Below are 16567 nucleotides of genomic sequence, written 5' to 3'. Positions count from 1 at the left end.
TAATCCCCCCATCCCCAGCATCGGAGATGGGGGGATGCGCTATTTGCCATATGGCTTGCTAGAGAAACGTCTTCACCATTCAATTGCTAGGGGCATCACGATTGTTTCGAGCCTCTGCCCAACTAAAGTTCCGTGATTTTAGATACAACACGGGTTGGCACCCCGTCGACATCAATTTCCCTGCCCACGTCGTCACGCTGCGCGTTGACGATCACCCCCTTGAGTACACGGCTCTTTGGCTCCGCAACACTCTTTAATTGCTTGATATCGGAGGGTTGATCGCCGTAAGAGGTTATCGGCACATTAGGTTGAACCGAGAGCCGCTCAAGGCTCTCTGCCAATCTCGTTGAATCTGGTTTTTTGTCGATCCGTTCAATGGTCGTGGAATCCGGATGGGCGTAAATTGCTGCCTCTGAAAGAGTAGCCCGTAGTGCTTCTTCGTCACTGCCATTCAATGAATTGATAAGTCGCTTCTGCAAATCTTCAGGCATTTGAGAAGGGGGCAAATGCGACTTTTCAAGGGTGACTTCTTCCGCGCCGGACACCACGTCAAAGTAGTGCATCATGCCAAGATGATTGATCTCGTTTTCCAAATCGCCATGGCCGCGATTACTGATCAATATGACGCGAGAATTCGCATTGCGTGATTTCTCCAGAATTTCTTTTGCGCCAGGAAGTAGGGAAAGCTCAATATCCGGGAACGGAACATCTCGACTATAATTTTTTTTCGAAACTTCCGGCTTTACTAGCATTTTATATTCGCGGACAAAGTTAGAGTATACGGCATTATTTATCGACGCTGCTTTATGCTCAGAAATTCCTGGGAGCATTTTCCGAACAAAATCTTCAATTATGTGGCGCTTATATATGCTTTGCCTACCCATCAAATAAGATGAAAAGTCTTTTTGATTTTTCATCAGCAATGGCGCTTCCTCGTCGACCGGTTCTGCACCGTTCAACTTGCTGTGCAGGACCGCTACGGCATCTCCGAGTTCAGGCAATGTCGACGCATGTTCCCTTGCTGTGATAGCCAACGCGTTATGCATAAGCTTATAATTCAATCCTTTTTCGTCACGCAGACAGTCGTCCCAATCCAATACGACGACCTGTTTTACCTCAGACGCTTGGATTGAGGAACGGCTCGCCAAACTAACTTGGTCGAGCTCTTTCACGATTTCATCAGGTGAAGCAGGTTTCATTTTCAAGATAGGAATAAGCGAATCATGCTCACCTTCGAGAACTTTCGCATCATCTACGAAGTGACGCGCAGAATCCGTCCCTGCCATCTCTTGCATGGAACTTAGTTTTTGCATTTGCTCAAGCGTATCTGGCGCGTCCGGGTCTATCCCTACATTGTGAAGATGGGCTCTTTTGAACAAGTTATTTTGAATTGACTCGAATCTTAAGATTGCCGAATCGCTGGCCGGATCTATTGCGTAGGCGATTAAAATCATCGCTTCGCTGTTGGTTAACTTCTCACGCGGCATTCCGATTGCGGCAAGGCGTTCAGTAACCTTTCCTTGAGGATCCCAAGCTGCTAGGGTTTCGTCTAAAAAAGCGCTGACCTCGGAGGACATGGTAAGTTGCGGTGAAAATGGATGGGCGCTCAGCGTTGCAAGAGCAAGCACGTCCACACCTGCCTCCTTGGCTGCTGCTTCCATTGCCAGCATAGATCCTCCTGCCTGAATGTGGTCATCGGTAATGACAACTTTATCGCCACGTTTCAGGTCGGATGTAACGAAATAAGGCTGCTGTACCAAACGGCCAATCGGACTCGCTTCTGTACGCGAGGTTCTTGAAAGACCCACGAGGGACTTATGATCTGTAAATACAATAGGCTTTCTGTCCTCCTTCTTAGCTGAAATAGCTTCTAAGGAGTTCAGTGAACTGGCCAGCTCTGTTTGTTCGCAGAAGGTAAAGAAGTTCAATGTACTATCTTCGGCATAGTGATCACGCGTCGGCCTTAGCAAATGAACCACACCACCTTCATCGCCTAAAGCCTCAACTACATGGCGATGCAGACGTGCGACGTATTCTCCACGAGATTTATCGATTGTCGCTGTAGCCGCGAAAGCTCGAATAGCACGTGTTCCCTGACTCTGAGTACTTAACAGCGGGCTGGTTTTTAGTCTGCCGAGTTTGCTATTTTCGCCCTCGATTGGTTCATCGGTGAATAAATCTCGACCACGCTTTCCCACATGTCTAACTGCATAATAGTCCTGCTTTCCCTGCGAGAGGCTTTTCACTGATTGTAAAGATGGCTTCTCAGTAGCAAATTCGCTAAAAAAGAGAGGCGCTTTCCCCGATTCATTCCGTGAATGGTAGTTTTGCGAATCTACACGTTCTGCAGAACCTAGGCTTTGGGTAGAGAGAAGAAACTGACCTTTTCCAACGTCGTTCGAGCGATTCTCGGCAATCATCTTATTGACCGCCTGAAGATCACTGCTAGAAGTTGGCATTTTAGATGGCTTACGATCAAGAGGGCGGAGCCCCTTTAGTTGGGCGCTTAATGCCGCATCCTTTGGAATTTCGCTATTGCGTCCCACTGGAATTGGAGTTTTTGGCTGCAAATCCCCCTGGGGAAATTGGCCAGTATAATGAGACTTGCTTGCACTACTTGTTTTCATCAAGATTCACTCCTATTGATTAAACTACCCCCTGATTTGCTTGGCTGTATAATTCAAAAAATTTTCTTGACTTTATTTAAATGGCCCATAAGCACTCAACAACGCCTCAAATAAATTATTATTTTCCTGGCACCCTTGCATGCTTCCGCTAATAAAAAAGGTCCTTGTATGAAGAACGTAGACGGACTGAAATATTTTAGCTTTGCGGTATCAGTAGACGCACACTTAAGAGAAAAAACCCGTCTGAGAGCGAATATTTGATTCTGCAGGACGGTGACGCGTTTAACAAAAAAGGGTTCCTGATTAGCCCTGACCTTCAGCCGCCAGTCGCAGATCTGCGCCGCGCTGGGTGGATGCTGCTGTCACTCTGAAGCCAACGAGGTGACGTGATGAGCATCAATGCGGTGCAGTTCCAGGCTGGATTGTCGATGCCTGAGTTCTTCGCGTTCTACGGCACCGAGGCCAAGTGCTATCGCGCGCTCTACACGTGGCGTTGGCCGCAGGGCTTTCGTTGCCCTGTTTGTGCCGGGCGCGTGCGCTCGCGTTTCAAGCGGCGTGCTGCGATCTACTACCAATGCAGCGCGTGCCGGCATCAGACCAGTCTGATGGCAGGCACGATGTTCGAAGGCACCAAACTGCCGCTGCGCACCTGGATGCTGGCCTTGCACCTGTTGACCTCGACCAAAACCAACATGGCCGCACTGGAGCTGATGCGTCATCTGGGGGTTAACTACAAGACGGCCTGGCGGATGAAGCACAAGATCATGCAGGTCATGGCCGAGCGTGAAGCCACGCGGAAATTGGCGGGTTTCGTGCAGATCGACGATGCCTATCTCGGCGGCGAGCGTAACGGTGGCAAGGCCGGACGCGGATCAGAGAACAAACAAGCGTTCCTGATTGCGGTGCAGACCGATGCCACCTTCACCGCGCCGCGCTTTGTGGTGATTGAGCCGGTGCGCAGCTTCGACAACACCTCGCTGCAGGACTGGATTGCCCGTCGCCTGGCGCCCGAATGCGAGGTCTACACCGATGGGCTGGCCTGCTTCCGCCGGCTGGAAGACGCCGGCCACGCGCACACCACGCTGGACACTGGCGGTGGTCGTGCCGCGACCGAAACGGCCGGTGCACGTTGGCTCAACGTGGTGCTGGGCAATCTCAAACGCGCCATCAGCGGCGTGTATCACGCTATCGCGCAAGGCAAATACGCAAGGCGCTACCTGGGAGAAGCGGCCTATCGTTTTAATCGTCGATTCCGCTTGCGCGAGATGCTGCCGCGACTTGCCACGGCCATGATGCAATCCAACCCATGTCCAGAGCCGGTCCTGCGTGCAGCGAGCAATTTTCATGGCTGAGAGTCAGGGCTAATCAGGTAAAATTTTTCATATAAGATCACCATGTGTTAGGTGGATATACTGTAGGAGCAAGTTTAGAGGGGAACTTTCCGATTCGCTCCGCCTCACCGAAATCCTGGCTGGGACGACGAAGGCACTGACGTGGAGGATTCCCGAGCCTTCGCCAAGCGGCTGATCATCTGCCTGCCGGCATTGCACCGGCTGAGATGGCGTTTTCGGGTTCGCCAACGGAGTGCACTGGCCGCAGCCGCGCCAGGAGTTGTTCCAACGTGCTCAGGCGCACCGTGGCCCGCAAGGTGTCCGCCTCGGCGTGTTCCCGGCGCTGGCGCTCTTCGACCAGTTCGGTCCGCGCCGCAGCCAGTTCGGCGCGCACGCCTTCCAGCGCATGGACATCTTGGGTCCAGCGCACCTGCAGGGCTTGGTGCTCGGCGGCCGTCAGGCGCAGCGCGTCGCGCTCGCGTTGCTGGGCGTCGGCCCGCTGGCGTGCCTGCGCCAGTTCCCGCTCCAGCCGGGTCTGGCGTTCCAGCCACTGGCCGTTTTCCCGGTTGAGCTGTATCAGGTCGTGATTCTTGGCGGTCAGCGCCTCGTTGGCCTGCCGTAGGGCGACCTGCAACTCCTGCACCTGGTGCGCGTGCCGGCGCTGTTCCTGCTCACGCTGGTCCTTGACCGAGGTGCGGTAGTGCTCCAGGGCTTCCCTGGCGTGTTCGTGCTTGTGTTCCAAGGATTTCGCATGGGCGTCGTGCTCGGCCAATCGCGCCGTGAGGCCCGCGATCCGCTCCTCCAGCTGAGCTAGCTCGGTAGCGCAGCTGGCCACCTCGCTCCTGGCAGCGTCGCCCGCCTCGCGTTCGGCCTGCAGCGCGGTCTCGCAGCGTTGCAGCTGCGTCCTGAGCGAGCCGGCCTCCTGCCGGGCCTGCTCCAGCGCTTGGGTGCGTTCCTGCAGCTGCGCCTGGAAGCGCGCCTGGGCCTGCGCCACGACCGTGTCGGCCTCGCTGTGCAACCGCTCGGCGAGGCGGGCGATGAGGTCTTGAAGTGCGTCGCTCACGGCCATCTTCGCGCCAACGCCTTGCCCTTCCTCCTCTTCCAATTCCCTCAAATAGCGGTGGATGGTGGTCTTGGACCCCGTATTGCCGAGCGCCACCCGGACCGCGTCCACGGACGGATGCGTGCCCGTGGCGCGCAGGCGATCGCGGGCGCGTTGCACATCGCTTTTGTACAACCCGGACCTTGCCATCCGGCACTCCACGTATTTCGTAACGTATTACATACCATGTAATTACATACTCCTCAACGCATTACACGGGACCGTCGATAGGCGTTGAGCTCACGCGGGATAATGTTGAATTATCCCGCCTTATGCGGAATTTTCGGCTACAGTCGCCCTGCGGCCGTACGAAACGGCGGTTCGGAGCGACGCGGTGAGCTCGGTCAAGCAGTATCTGGAAGCGGCAACTCGCGCCAACACCGAGCGCGCGTATGCAGGGGCGATCCGTCACTTCGAGGTCGAATGGGGTGGTCATCTGCCGGCGACTGCGGAGCAGGTGGCGCGCTACTTGGCCGCCTACGCCGGGCAACTCGCGCTCAACACACTCAGGCACCGGCTCGCAGCACTGGCGCAGTGGCACCAGGTGCACGGCTTTGTCGACCCGACCCGGGCGCCGGTGGTGCGCCAAGTGCTCAAAGGCATCCAAACCCTGCACCCGAGCGTCGAAAAACGCGCCACGCCCCTGCAACTCACCCTGCTGGCCCAGGTCACGACATGGCTGGAAGACGCTGCGGCTGCGGCCCAGTCTCGCGGCGATCGCGCCGCAGAACTGCGGCACCTGCGTGATCGCGCCTTGCTCCTGCTCGGCTTCTGGCGCGGCTTCCGCGGCGATGAACTCACCCGCCTCCAGGTAAACCACCTGCGCCTGGTGCCGGGCGAAGGCATGACCTGCTTCCTGCCGCACAGCAAGAGCGATCGCCAGCACGCCGGCGCCACCTACAAGGTCCCGGCGCTGTCGCGCTGGTGCCCGGTGGCTGCCACCATGACCTGGGTTGCGGCAGCCGCCCTCCACGAGGGGCCACTGTTTCGCGCAGTCAACCAGTGGGGCGGGATTGCCGCCGCGCCACTCCACCCCAACAGCCTGGTGCCGCTGCTACGGCGGATCTTCCGCGAGGCGGGGCTGAGTTCTCCCAACGACTACAGCGGCCACTCGCTGCGGCGCGGCTTTGCCGGCTGGGCCAACGCCAACGGCTGGGACGTCAAGGCGCTGATGGAGTACGTCGGCTGGCGCGACGTGCACTCGGCGATGCGTTACCTCGACGGGGCCGATCCGTTCGCCCGCCAGCGCATTGAGGCGAGCCTGTCGCCAGCCACACCACCGCTGCTGGCCCTGGCGGCGCCGGCTCCCGATCCAGTGCCGACCACGGCGGTCGAAGCGACTGTCACCCTGACGCGCTTCAACTCGCGTGTGCGCGGACTGGCCAAAGCGCATCGGCTGATCGAGCAAATCTGCCTGCAACCGCATCAGGCGCAGCGACTCAACGCCGACGGCACGCGCTACCGGTTGGCGATCGCCGCCGTTGACGAGGCGGCCTTTGAAGAAACCATCGCAATGCTGCTCGACGAGATGCACCGCATCGCCGACAACCACCAGTGCTTCCTCGCCGTCGCCTTGCGCGATGAAGCGGGCGGGCGCCATTGGGACTGAGCTGAGCATGACGACGCTGCACGAAACCGCCTACCCGCGCCTCAAGCCCGATCCCACCGCCAAAGAACTCCAGGATATCTACACGCCTACTGCGGCGGAGCTGCAGTGCGTCCGGAACATCGCTACCGGCCCGGCCACACGGCTGGCCCTGCTACTGCATCTGAAGCTGTTCCAGCGCCTGGGTTATTTCACGACCCTGATCGAGGTGCCCGAACGTATCGTGCAGCATGTCGCTCAGACGCTGGGAATGCGCCGCGTGCCCGCCGACCGGTTGGCGGGCTACGACGCCTCTGGCGCCAAGCGCGGGCATCTGGCCCAACTGCGGGCGTTCCTCAACGTCTGTCCGCTCGATGCGGCTGGGCGAGACTGGCTCGGCACCGTGGCTGAAACGGCTGCGCGGACCAAGCACATCGTGCCCGATATCGTGAACGTGATGCTTGAAGAGCTGGTGCATCACCGCTTTGAGTTGCCGGCCTTCAGCACGCTAGAACGCATCGCGATCGCCGCCCGCGAACGTGTCCACGATGCGCACTACCGCCAGATCGCCGATGCGTTGTCACCGACCATGCGGACGCTGATCGATAACCTGCTGCTGACACCACCAGGCAGCCACCACAGTGATTGGCACACGCTCAAGCGCGAGCCCAAACGCCCAACCAACAAGGAAGTGCGCCATTACCTGCGGCACATCCAGCGCCTGCGCATCCTGGCCGAGCAGCTGCCGCCGATCGATGTTTCGGTGCCTAAGCTCAAGCAATTCCGGGCGATGGCCCGCGCACTTGATGCCGCCGAGTTGGCCGAACTGGTCCCGATCAAGCGCTATGCGCTGGCCGCGATCTTCATCCGCTCCCAGTATCGCAAGACGCTCGACGATGCGGCCGACCTGTTCATCCGCCTGATCCAGAACCTGGAGAACACTGCGCAGCAAAAGCTGATCGCTTATCAGCTCGAACACAGCAAACGGGCCGATGCCCTGATCGGCCAGCTCCGGGAGATCCTGCAGGCCTATCAGGTCGAGGGCACAGACACCGAGCGTGTGGGCGCGATCGCGGGCGTGCTGGTCGCCGACATCGCTCTGCTGACGGCTGAGTGCGACGAGCACATGGCCTACGCCGGCCGCAACTATCTGCCATTCCTGCTGGCACCATACGGGACGTTGCGTCCGCTGCTGTTCAACTGCCTGGAAATCATGGGCCTGCGTGCCGCCAGCCAGGACCCCAGCATGGAGCGCATGATCGGCGCTGTCCTGGCGCTGCGCAGTCAGCGCCGCGAGACGATCGACGCCGCTAGCCTGGGCGTGGCTACAACCGACCTGACGTGGTTATCGTCAGCCTGGCGCAAGCATGTGATGCCCAAAGCCTTGGCCGCCGCCAGCCCCGGCTGGATCCATCGCAAGTACTTCGAACTGGCGGTGCTCGCGCAGATCAAGGACGAACTCAAATCCGGCGACCTGTACATCCCGCACGGCGAGCGTTACGACGACTACCGCGAGCAACTAGTCGACGAGGCGACACTCGCGCAGGAACTGGACGCCTACGGCGAGGTCTCGGGCGTCGCCACCGACGCGGCTGACTTCGTGCAGGGTCTGCGCACCGAACTGACGACATTGGCCGATGCCGTGGACGCTCGGTTCTCGGACAACCTGCACGCCAGCATGCTCGACGGGCGGCTGGTGCTCAAGCGCCTGCAGGGCGCACAGGTGACCCAGGCCATCGCCACAGTGGACAGCGCGATCACCGACCGGCTGCCGCCGACCAGCATCGTCGATGTCCTGGTCGACACCACCCGCTGGCTGGACCTGCACGTGCACTTCCGCCCGATCGCCGGCACCGACGCGCGAGTCGACGATCTGCTGCGGCGCGTGATCACCACCTTGTTCTGCTACGGCTGCAATCTGGGGCCGACCCAGACCGCGCGTTCGGTCAAGGGCTTCAGCCGGCGCCAGATCTCGTGGTTGAACTTGAAGTACGTCACCGATGAAACGCTCGACAAGGCGATCGTCCAGGTGATCAACATGTACAACAAGTTCGAGTTACCCGGCTACTGGGGCAGTGGCAAGAGCGCCTCGGCCGACGGCACGAAGTGGAACGTGTACCAGCAGAACCTACTGTCGGAATACCACATTCGCTACGGCGGCTATGGTGGCATCGGTTACTACCATGTGTCCGACAAGTACATCGCGTTGTTCAGCCACTTCATCCCGTGTGGCATACACGAAGCGGTCTACATCCTCGACGGGATGCTGGCCAACCGGTCCGACATCCAGCCCGACACCGTACACGGCGACACCCAGGCGCAGAGCTTCCCGGTATTCGGGCTGGCGCATCTGCTGGGCATCAACCTCATGCCGCGCATCCGCAACATCAAGGACCTGGTGTTTTCCCGGCCGGAGCCAGGTCGGACCTACGAGAATATCCAGGCGCTGTTTGGGGACAGCATCGACTGGACACTCATCGAGACCCACGTGCACGACATGCTGCGGGTCGCCATCTCGATCAAACTGGGCAAGATCACCGCTTCCACCATCCTGCGCCGGCTCGGCACCTACAGCCGCAAGAACAAGCTGTACTGGGCATTTCGCGAACTGGGCAAGGCGGTACGCACACTGTTCCTGTTGCGCTACATCGACGATGTCGAAGTGCGCAAGACTATCCACGCGGCGACCAACAAGAGCGAGGAATTCAACGGCTTCGTCAAATGGGCCTTCTTCGGCGGGGAAGGGATCATCGCCGAAAACATCCAGCACGAGCAGCGCAAGATCGTGCGCTACAACCAACTCGTGGCAAATCTGATCATTCTTCATAACGTAGAGCAGATGACCCGCGTTCTGGCCGAACTGCGGGACGAAGGCCGAACAATTAGCCCGGAGATTCTGGCAGGCCTGTCGCCATACAGGACATCGCACATCAACCGGTTCGGTGACTACACCTTGGACCTCAAGCGGCAGGTCGAGCCAATCGATTTCTCGCGGAGAATTCTTGCGGCGACAACGCGTTAGGACGCAATCAGCTGTTTTTTTACCGGGCGAATTCCTGCTTGCCCATCGCGGTCAAAAACGCATAACTGCAATAATTACATCCTGGGAACAGGAGGACTAGAGTGGCCGCTCAACCACCACCTCGGGTATCTCATGATCATGCCTTCGCGCCTTTTGCGTTTAACGCTCGGTGTCAGCGTCTGTGTGGCCTCAACCAGCGTAGCAGCGCAAGCCATCGCTCCCGAAACAACCGCATCCTCCGCAACCGACGCCGGTGGGCAACAGCAGGATCCCGCACCCACTGCGAGCTTCGAACAGTGGCTGGCAGACTTCCGCCAACGTGCGCTTGCCGCCGGCATTGGAGCCACCACGCTGGATAACGCATTGGCTGGTGTCACACCCGATCCATCGGTGCATGAACTGGATCAGCGGCAACCCGAATTTACCCAGTATCTGTGGGACTATCTCAGCGCGCGTGTCACACCTTCGGCCATTCAGGAAGGACAGCAGCTGCTGATCAGACAGCACGCCCTCTTCGAGAAGTTGCGGCAGCACTACGGTGTGGATCCGGGCATTCTGACCGCCATCTGGAGCATGGAAAGCGGGTACGGCAAGCAGATCGGGGACTTTTATGTAATTCGCTCCCTGGCGACACTGGCCCATGAGGGACGGCGCACCACGTATGGCAACACGCAGCTGCTTGCGGCCCTGCAGATCCTGCAGACGGAAAAAAGCATTGATCGCTCGCAACTGGTGGGTTCGTGGGCCGGCGCCATGGGACAGACGCAATTCATTCCGAGCACCTATCGCGACTACGCCGTCGACGAGGATGGCGACCAGAAGCGGGATGTCTGGAATTCCAAGGCGGACGCTTTGGGCTCTGCGGCGAATTATCTCAAGCAGAACAATTGGACCAGCGCTGTTCCCTGGGGCCAGGAAGTCCAGCTGTCAGCCGGCTTCGACTACGCGCAAGCCGACCTGACGATCAAGAAGACCGTCGCCGAATGGCAGCGCCTGGGCGTGGCGCCCCGCAGGCCGATTGCGCCCGCACTGGCGCAGCAGTTGGCATCGGTGTTGTTGCCCACCGGATACCGCGGCCCGGCCTTCCTAGTGTTCGATAACTTCCGCAGCATTCTGCGCTACAACAATTCCACCGCCTATGCCCTGGCGGTCGGCTTGCTGGCAGACGGCTATGCGGGCAGGGCCGGGGTCAAGCAACCCTGGCCCAAAGACGATCCGCCGCTCAATAGCACGGCCCAGATCACCGAGCTGCAGCAGAGGCTGACCGACAAGGGATTCGACGTGGGCGGCATCGACGGTGTGCTGGGGGCGCAAACTCGCCAGGGAATCCGTGCATTCCAGCGTAGCCAGCAATTGCCGCAGGACGGTTACGCCAGTACGTCGCTGCTGGCCCGTCTGCGGGCCGCCTGATCGGGGATATCCCTCACCTTGGCCATGCTTCAAAATATTTAAATGTTAACCAACAACGAGGCATTAAGCATGCTAAGAAAATCAATAATTTTAGCTAAAATATCGTCATTTCTCGCTGCAATAGCATTCGGATTCCTTTTTTTATCGATATCGGCCCCAAGCCAGGCAGACGATTTGGGGGCAGTTTCTGGCATGGTGACATTCAACCCGCCAATCCTACAGATAATCAGGTGCGGAGCGCGCACCAGCAGCAAGCTTTGGGTAAATGCAAACAACAGTTTGTAAATTCCAGCTCTGCATATTTAGCGAGTTGGGCCGTTACTGCAGGGGGGAAGCATCCTGATTACTGGAATATCAATAGCGTCTGGATTTGCACAAGTGGCTAAGATGAATTGCCCATCTTGATGGTCGATAGGGGTTGAGGGCCGGCAGGAAGTTGTGAAAAACTTCTTTTCTAACAGAGATTTAGCTCAATTTTGGCTGTTTTTTACACAAATCCCTGTCGACCCTCGAGTACGCGTAGTTCACCGCGGTGGTCAGACCGAAGGCAGACACCGCCACCAGCGAGCCGCCTACCGCGGCCAACATTGGCATCCCGGTGGCGGTCATCAAGCCCGGCACGATCAGGAAACCGCCGCCGATGCCGAAGAAGCCGGAAAATCCGCCAGCGAGCGTTCCCAGCCCGACCAACGCGGGTGCATTTTCCTTGCTGATGCGCGCAGCCGCATTCTCTTGCGCGTTGCGCTTGCGCAGCATCAGCAGGCCAATCACCACCATCAATCCCGCAAACAGCGCCAGCAACCGTTGTCCGTCGACGGCCTTACCCAGACTCGAACCAAGGTAGGCGCCGGCAACGCCGGCCAGGGCGAAGACCGAGGCGCACGGCCACCTGACATTGCCACGGCGGGCATGCACGAACAGGTTGGACAGCGCATTGGCAGCGACGGCCAATGCACTGGTCCCGATGGCAACATGCGGATTATCCACACCGACCAGATACAGCATCAGCGGGACAGCGAGAATGGAGCCGCCGCCACCGACCAGTCCCAGCACGAAGCCGACCAACACGCCGGAAAGCCCGCCCAGCACGAGCTGCAGCAATGAAAGGGTTTGCATGACCGGTGTTTACTCAGGACTGGATGGCGCGTCGCGAATGAGACGCGGAGCGAGTGAGGAAAGGTCGTAACCTGCGCCGGCGGCGATCGACAGAACCTGGTCTGTGGTGAGCCTGAGGGTGCGGACTTGTGCCAGCGCCCACAACGACGTCGAGCGCGTTCCCGTCCTGCAATACGCAACGACGGGCGCAGGCAGTTGCTCCAGCATTTCGCAAAATTGCTGCACGTCGTCCTCCGAAATGGCGCCGGCGACAACGGGCAGATAAGCGAAACGCATGCCCGCCTGCGCGCAGGCCGATTGCATGGCCAGATGATCGGGTTGATCCGCCTGCTCGTTGTCTGGCCTGTTGCAGACAACGCTGGCGACACCCAGGCTGGCCAGGGCAGGAAGATCGGCAGGCAACAATTGGCCGGCCACCAGCAGGGCAGGCGAAAGCGATCGCAGCTTCATGCGACGTGTTTTCCCGCGCCGGCGCGATGGAGAAAGCTGTGGAGGAAGACGCCTGCCACCAGCGAGGCAGCGAACACCAAGGCGAACGCCTGGCCGGTCGCCAACAGCGCGATGGCGGGGCCAGGGCAGACCCCGGCCAGACCCCAGCCAATGCCAAACAGCGCCGCACCGATCACCAGCTTGCGGTCGATCCGCCGCTGCTGCGGCAGCTGCAGTGTCGGGGCGAGCAAGGGAGTGCGGCGTGCGCGCGCCCATTGGTAGGCGATGGCCGAAGGGATCAGCGCGCCTGCCATCACCAGGGCCAGCGAATCATCCCAGGCACCGGTGACATCGAGGAAGGCAAGGACGCGTGCAGGATTGGCCATGTCCGAAATCACCAGGCCCAACCCGAACAAGGCGCCGCAGAGAAAAGCCGCCACGCGGATCATGCGCCCGCTCCAGCGACAGCCCGCACGGCCGTCACTGTTGCCATGCCCAGCAGCATGAACACGGTGGTGGCGACGATCGAGCGCGGCGACAGTCTTGCCAGGCCGCTCACTCCGTGCCCGCTGGTGCAGCCGGCACCCAGACGGGTTCCATAGCCCACCAGCACGCCGGCCACGATCAGCACCGGCATGCTGGTGCCGCTCAGCGGCGCGAGCGTGATGGGCTTGAGCGCCAATGCCACACCTGCGCTTGTCAGAAGCCCGGCCAGGAACAGGATGGACAGCGAGCGCGCGCCGCCCGCGTGCAGACCGAGCGCATCGGCGAGCAGGCCGGAGATGCCGGCGATGCGGCCGACCAGCAGTAAATACGCGCCAGAGGCGGTGCCGATCATCAGCCCACCAATCAGCGGCCAATACCAGGCGAGGTGCGGGAGCGTCATAGCACGTCCAACGGCAGCTTCAGATAACGCACGCCGTTGTCTTCCGGCGTGGGCAGATGACCGGCGCGCATGTTGACTTGCACCGATGGAAGCAGAAGGCGCGGCATGGGAAGCGTGGCGTCGCGTGTCTCGCGCATCTTCACGAAGTCCGCTTCGGAAACGCCCGCATGCAGATGCACATTCGCGCTGCGTTGCGCGCCAATCGTGGTTTCCCATGCGAAATGGGCCCGGCCTGCGGACTTGTAGTCGTGGCAGACGAAGACACGCGTGGCATCGGGCAGTTTCAGCAGCCGTTGGATGGAGCGATAGAGCTGGCGTGCCGAGCCGCCCGGAAAATCGCAGCGCACCGTGCCGTAGTCCGGCATGAACAACGTATCGCCTGAAAACAGCGCATCGCCGATGACGTAAGCCATGCACGCGGGCGTATGTCCGGGAACATGCAGCGCCACTGCGTGCAGATGCCCGATCGTGAATGCTGCGCCGTCGGCGAACAGATGATCGAACTGGCTGCCGTCCCGGCTGAATTCCTTGCCGGCGTTGAAAAGGTTGCCGAAGGTCTGCTGCACGGCCGTGATGCGCTCGCCGATGGCGAGCTGTCCGCCCACCTGCTGCTGCAGCCACGGCGCAGCCGACAGGTGGTCGGCATGGGCGTGTGTTTCGAGGTGCCATTGCACCTGTAACGCCTCGTCACGCACGTAGTGCGCAAGCGCTTCAGCCGAACCGGTCGCAGTTCGGCCTGACGCCATGTCGAAGTCGAGCACGCTGTCGATGATGGCGCAGGCCGACGAGCCAGGGTCTCGGACCACGTGGCTGGCGGTAAAGGTCACCGGGTCGAAGAATGTCGCCACGTGCGGCGCGCTCATGCGACCGGAGCGGGTGTCTTCCACGACAGCGCAGGCCGCTGCCGGGCAGGTGTCGCGTGTTGGATGACTCACGATGGCAGCGTCGAGAAGGAGTAAGGAAACAATCTCATAGTTACATATACTGTGAAAATATCAAATTGGCGCTGGCCGTTTTCGTTCAGCCGCAGTGCCTAGCCGTTACCCTCTACATTCCTGATCCGCAGTCCCCACGCCTCGTGACCGAATCTGCTTTCTCCACCGATGCTCTTGCCGCCATGAAGGAGCGCGTGCCAGACGTGGCCGAGCTGCTCCGTTTCATGGCCACACCGTCACGCCTGCTGTTGCTGTGCCAGTTATCGCAAGGCGAATCCACCGTCAGTGGCCTGGAAGCGACGACAGGCATTCGGCAGCCTGCCTTGTCCCAGCAACTGGCCGACCTGCGTCAGCGGCAGTTGGTCCTGACTCGCCGCGAATCTCGATCCATCATTTATCGTTTGGCCGACCCAAAAGTGGCAGCCTTGCTGAGCGCCATGCATGCGATCTTTTGTGCGGAGGATGACCATGGCGATCGCGTCCCTGAGTAATGCGCTATGGATGCAGCTGCTCCGATCTGCGCAGCTATGCCGTCCGCGCCGCGCGACGCTGGCTAGCTCATCGCCGTAATCCAGGCGCATCTGACGGACGACTCCGGACACGGATTTGGCCTGCCGATGGAGTCGGCATGGCGGTCGCGGGGTTGGCGCAAAAACCGTGCCTGGCGGGTCCAGACCGCGCTGAACCTCACTCTTCCATGTCGCGGCAAGCGTCAGCGACCTGATCGCATCCGCGTCGCTGGAGATCCCGCAAGCGGCGAACCACACCTGGCAGGCAGACTTCATGTCCGACACCTCGTGGCCTGGCCGCCGCTTCCGCACCTTCAACATCAACGATGACTGCAATCGCGGATCGATGAAGTTGAATCCACACCAGCTTGCACTCGGCACGGGTCATCCGCGCCCTGGACGAGTTGGCACGTTGAAACGTGACACGGCTCAGTCACGGTTTCCTTTCTGACAGTTCACAGGTTCCTTGCCATCGTCTACCGGCCGTGCCAACTGCGGATGCGGCGGCCACAGAGCCATTCCGCTATCGCGCTTACTTCAGGTGTTCGCGTAATCCATCGCCGGCTTGGCGAATCGCATCACGGACTGCTGGTACGTCCCGAAGCGCATTGAGCAGGCCGTAATCGTGGATCAGCCCGTTGTAGCGCGTCACGGTCACCTCGACACCTGCTTGATCTAGCGTGCGACCGAAGGCTTCGCCCTCATCGCGCAATACGTCCAGCTCCGCCGTCTGAATCTGGGTCGGCGGCAAGCCTTCCAGCTGGGCGGCGGTAGCGCGCAGGGGCGAAGCAGTGATCTCGGCGCGGGCCTTGGGGTCGGTGGTGTAGTTGTCCCAGAACCAGGTCATCATGTTGCGGCTGAGGAAGTAGCCGCTCTGGTAGCGCTGGTACGAGTCATTGTCGAACGCGGCGTCGGTGACCGGCCACAGCATCAGGTTGTAGCGCAGTGCCGGCGTGCCTGCTGCCTTGGCCTGCAGCGCCACTGCCGCCACCATGTTGCCACCGACGCTGTTGCCGGCCAGTGCCAGGCGTTGGCCATCCACGCCGATCTCCATGCCGTGTTCGGCAACCCAACGCGTGGCGGCATAGGCCTGATGGATCGCCACCGGGTAGTGCGCCTCCGGCGAGGGCGTGTAATCGACGTAGACCGCCGCTGCGCCGGAGGCATTGACCAGGTCGCGGATCAGGCGTTCGTGGGTCGGGAAGTCGCCCAGCACCCAGCCGCCGCCATGGAAGAACATGAAAGCCGGCAGCACCTGGCCAGTGCTATGCGGCGGCCGCACGATCACCAGGTTCAGCAGCTTGCCGTTGGCCTGGATGGTCTTGCGGCTGACATCAGCCGCCGGCAGGGGTGTATTGGCCTGGGCGTTGGTCAGCACCTGACGCGCCTGCGCGGGGCTCAGCTGCTCGATCGGCGTGCCGCCACCGCTGTTGAGCGCCTTGAGGAAGTCTGCGACCGGGCGCAATGGCGCCGGCTGGTCGCTGGGTGCGGCCGCGACAGCAGTGCCAACCGATGCCGCCAGCAGCGTGGTGGCAATAAGGGCGAGGGGAGTCTTCATGATGCGGTTCCTGGACAAGCCGGGCAGGGCGCCGGCGACAGGAGTGACTTTGCGCGT

13 protein-coding genes and 1 pseudogene are annotated in these 16567 nt (G+C 60.2%); 5 read left to right on the top strand and 9 right to left on the bottom strand.

Annotation, left to right across the window (positions count from 1 at the left end):
• Window positions 1–122: 122 nt before the first annotated feature.
• On the bottom strand, window positions 123–2627 hold the full coding sequence (gene xopC, locus LN450_RS16340; RefSeq protein WP_011347616.1) for a type III secretion system effector protein XopC: 2505 nt from the start codon (window positions 2625–2627) through the stop codon (window positions 123–125).
• Between the two features lie 389 nt (window positions 2628–3016).
• Here xopC and LN450_RS16335 point away from each other — a divergent pair, with 389 nt between their 5' ends.
• Entirely contained in the window at window positions 3017–3979 is a 963-nt protein-coding gene (locus tag LN450_RS16335) for an IS1595-like element IS1595 family transposase (RefSeq protein ID WP_011347617.1), read from the top strand.
• 175 nt (window positions 3980–4154) lie between these two features.
• On the opposite strand, the gene LN450_RS16330 is transcribed toward LN450_RS16335, so the two are convergent.
• Entirely contained in the window at window positions 4155–5210 is a 1056-nt protein-coding gene (locus tag LN450_RS16330; RefSeq protein ID WP_011347618.1) for a DNA-binding protein, read from the bottom strand.
• Between the two features lie 184 nt (window positions 5211–5394).
• On the opposite strand from LN450_RS16330, the gene LN450_RS16325 reads away from it, so the two are divergent.
• The 3 genes from LN450_RS16325 to LN450_RS16315 all read left to right on the top strand — a co-directional run bounded on the left by LN450_RS16325 (window position 5395) and on the right by LN450_RS16315 (window position 11077).
• Complete coding sequence (locus LN450_RS16325; RefSeq protein WP_011347619.1) at window positions 5395–6669, top strand: site-specific integrase; 1275 nt, start codon at window positions 5395–5397, stop codon at window positions 6667–6669.
• Between the two features lie 7 nt (window positions 6670–6676).
• Window positions 6677–9667: a Tn3-like element TnXax1 family transposase gene (locus tag LN450_RS16320; protein ID WP_011347620.1), complete on the top strand. Its 2991-nt coding sequence runs from the start codon at window positions 6677–6679 to the stop codon at window positions 9665–9667.
• Window positions 9668–9799: 132 nt separating this feature from the next.
• Complete coding sequence (locus LN450_RS16315; protein WP_011347621.1) at window positions 9800–11077, top strand: lytic murein transglycosylase; 1278 nt, start codon at window positions 9800–9802, stop codon at window positions 11075–11077.
• A 38-nt stretch (window positions 11078–11115) separates the two neighbouring features.
• On the opposite strand, the gene LN450_RS16310 is transcribed toward LN450_RS16315, so the two are convergent.
• From LN450_RS16310 to LN450_RS16285, 6 genes and pseudogenes are all read right to left on the bottom strand, one after another.
• Window positions 11116–11352, bottom strand: a complete 237-nt coding sequence (locus LN450_RS16310; RefSeq protein WP_155405766.1) for a hypothetical protein — start codon at window positions 11350–11352, stop codon at window positions 11116–11118.
• A 235-nt stretch (window positions 11353–11587) separates the two neighbouring features.
• Window positions 11588–12178, bottom strand: a pseudogene (locus LN450_RS16305) (sulfite exporter TauE/SafE family protein); the annotation flags it as partial.
• Window positions 12179–12202: 24 nt separating this feature from the next.
• Window positions 12203–12643: a protein tyrosine phosphatase family protein gene (locus LN450_RS16300; RefSeq protein WP_008575714.1), complete on the bottom strand. Its 441-nt coding sequence runs from the start codon at window positions 12641–12643 to the stop codon at window positions 12203–12205.
• The gene (locus LN450_RS16295) at window positions 12640–13071 is read right to left on the bottom strand and encodes a DUF6691 family protein (protein ID WP_008575716.1); all 432 of its coding nucleotides are present in this window, start codon (window positions 13069–13071) and stop codon (window positions 12640–12642) included. The genes LN450_RS16300 and LN450_RS16295 overlap by 4 nt, the downstream gene beginning before the upstream one ends.
• Window positions 13068–13508, bottom strand: a complete 441-nt coding sequence (locus LN450_RS16290; RefSeq protein WP_008575717.1) for a YeeE/YedE family protein — start codon at window positions 13506–13508, stop codon at window positions 13068–13070. Before LN450_RS16290 ends, LN450_RS16295 begins: the two co-directional genes overlap by 4 nt.
• Window positions 13505–14371: an MBL fold metallo-hydrolase gene (locus tag LN450_RS16285; RefSeq protein WP_011347623.1), complete on the bottom strand. Its 867-nt coding sequence runs from the start codon at window positions 14369–14371 to the stop codon at window positions 13505–13507. Before LN450_RS16285 ends, LN450_RS16290 begins: the two co-directional genes overlap by 4 nt.
• Before the next feature lie 254 nt (window positions 14372–14625).
• Here LN450_RS16285 and LN450_RS16280 point away from each other — a divergent pair, with 254 nt between their 5' ends.
• The gene (locus LN450_RS16280) at window positions 14626–14934 is read left to right on the top strand and encodes an ArsR/SmtB family transcription factor (protein ID WP_033479010.1); all 309 of its coding nucleotides are present in this window, start codon (window positions 14626–14628) and stop codon (window positions 14932–14934) included.
• Window positions 14935–15484: 550 nt separating this feature from the next.
• Here the strand turns inward: LN450_RS16280 and LN450_RS16275 are convergent.
• The gene (locus LN450_RS16275; protein WP_011347626.1) at window positions 15485–16510 is read right to left on the bottom strand and encodes an alpha/beta hydrolase; all 1026 of its coding nucleotides are present in this window, start codon (window positions 16508–16510) and stop codon (window positions 15485–15487) included.
• Between the last annotated feature and the right edge of the window lie 57 nt (window positions 16511–16567).

This window comes from Xanthomonas euvesicatoria pv. euvesicatoria, assembly GCF_020880415.1.
Taxonomy (GTDB): Bacteria; Pseudomonadota; Gammaproteobacteria; order Xanthomonadales; family Xanthomonadaceae; genus Xanthomonas; species Xanthomonas euvesicatoria.
This window is presented reverse-complemented; position numbering and strand designations above follow the sequence as displayed.

What these genes read in the sequence shown, in the direction of transcription:
- LN450_RS16295 (WP_008575716.1), bottom strand. Translation starts at nt 13,071, where the DNA reads ATGATCCGCGTGGCGGCTTTTCTCTGCGGCGCCTTGTTCGGGTTGGGC.
- LN450_RS16280 (WP_033479010.1), top strand. Translation starts at nt 14,626, where the DNA reads ATGAAGGAGCGCGTGCCAGACGTGGCCGAGCTGCTCCGTTTCATGGCC.
- LN450_RS16285 (WP_011347623.1), bottom strand. Translation starts at nt 14,371, where the DNA reads ATGAGCGCGCCGCACGTGGCGACATTCTTCGACCCGGTGACCTTTACC.
- LN450_RS16300 (WP_008575714.1), bottom strand. Translation starts at nt 12,643, where the DNA reads ATGAAGCTGCGATCGCTTTCGCCTGCCCTGCTGGTGGCCGGCCAATTG.
- LN450_RS16275 (WP_011347626.1), bottom strand. Translation starts at nt 16,510, where the DNA reads ATGAAGACTCCCCTCGCCCTTATTGCCACCACGCTGCTGGCGGCATCG.
- LN450_RS16335 (WP_011347617.1), top strand. Translation starts at nt 3,017, where the DNA reads ATGAGCATCAATGCGGTGCAGTTCCAGGCTGGATTGTCGATGCCTGAG.
- LN450_RS16315 (WP_011347621.1), top strand. Translation starts at nt 9,800, where the DNA reads ATGATCATGCCTTCGCGCCTTTTGCGTTTAACGCTCGGTGTCAGCGTC.
- LN450_RS16320 (WP_011347620.1), top strand. Translation starts at nt 6,677, where the DNA reads ATGACGACGCTGCACGAAACCGCCTACCCGCGCCTCAAGCCCGATCCC.
- xopC (WP_011347616.1), bottom strand. Translation starts at nt 2,627, where the DNA reads ATGAAAACAAGTAGTGCAAGCAAGTCTCATTATACTGGCCAATTTCCC.
- LN450_RS16290 (WP_008575717.1), bottom strand. Translation starts at nt 13,508, where the DNA reads ATGACGCTCCCGCACCTCGCCTGGTATTGGCCGCTGATTGGTGGGCTG.
- LN450_RS16330 (WP_011347618.1), bottom strand. Translation starts at nt 5,210, where the DNA reads ATGGCAAGGTCCGGGTTGTACAAAAGCGATGTGCAACGCGCCCGCGAT.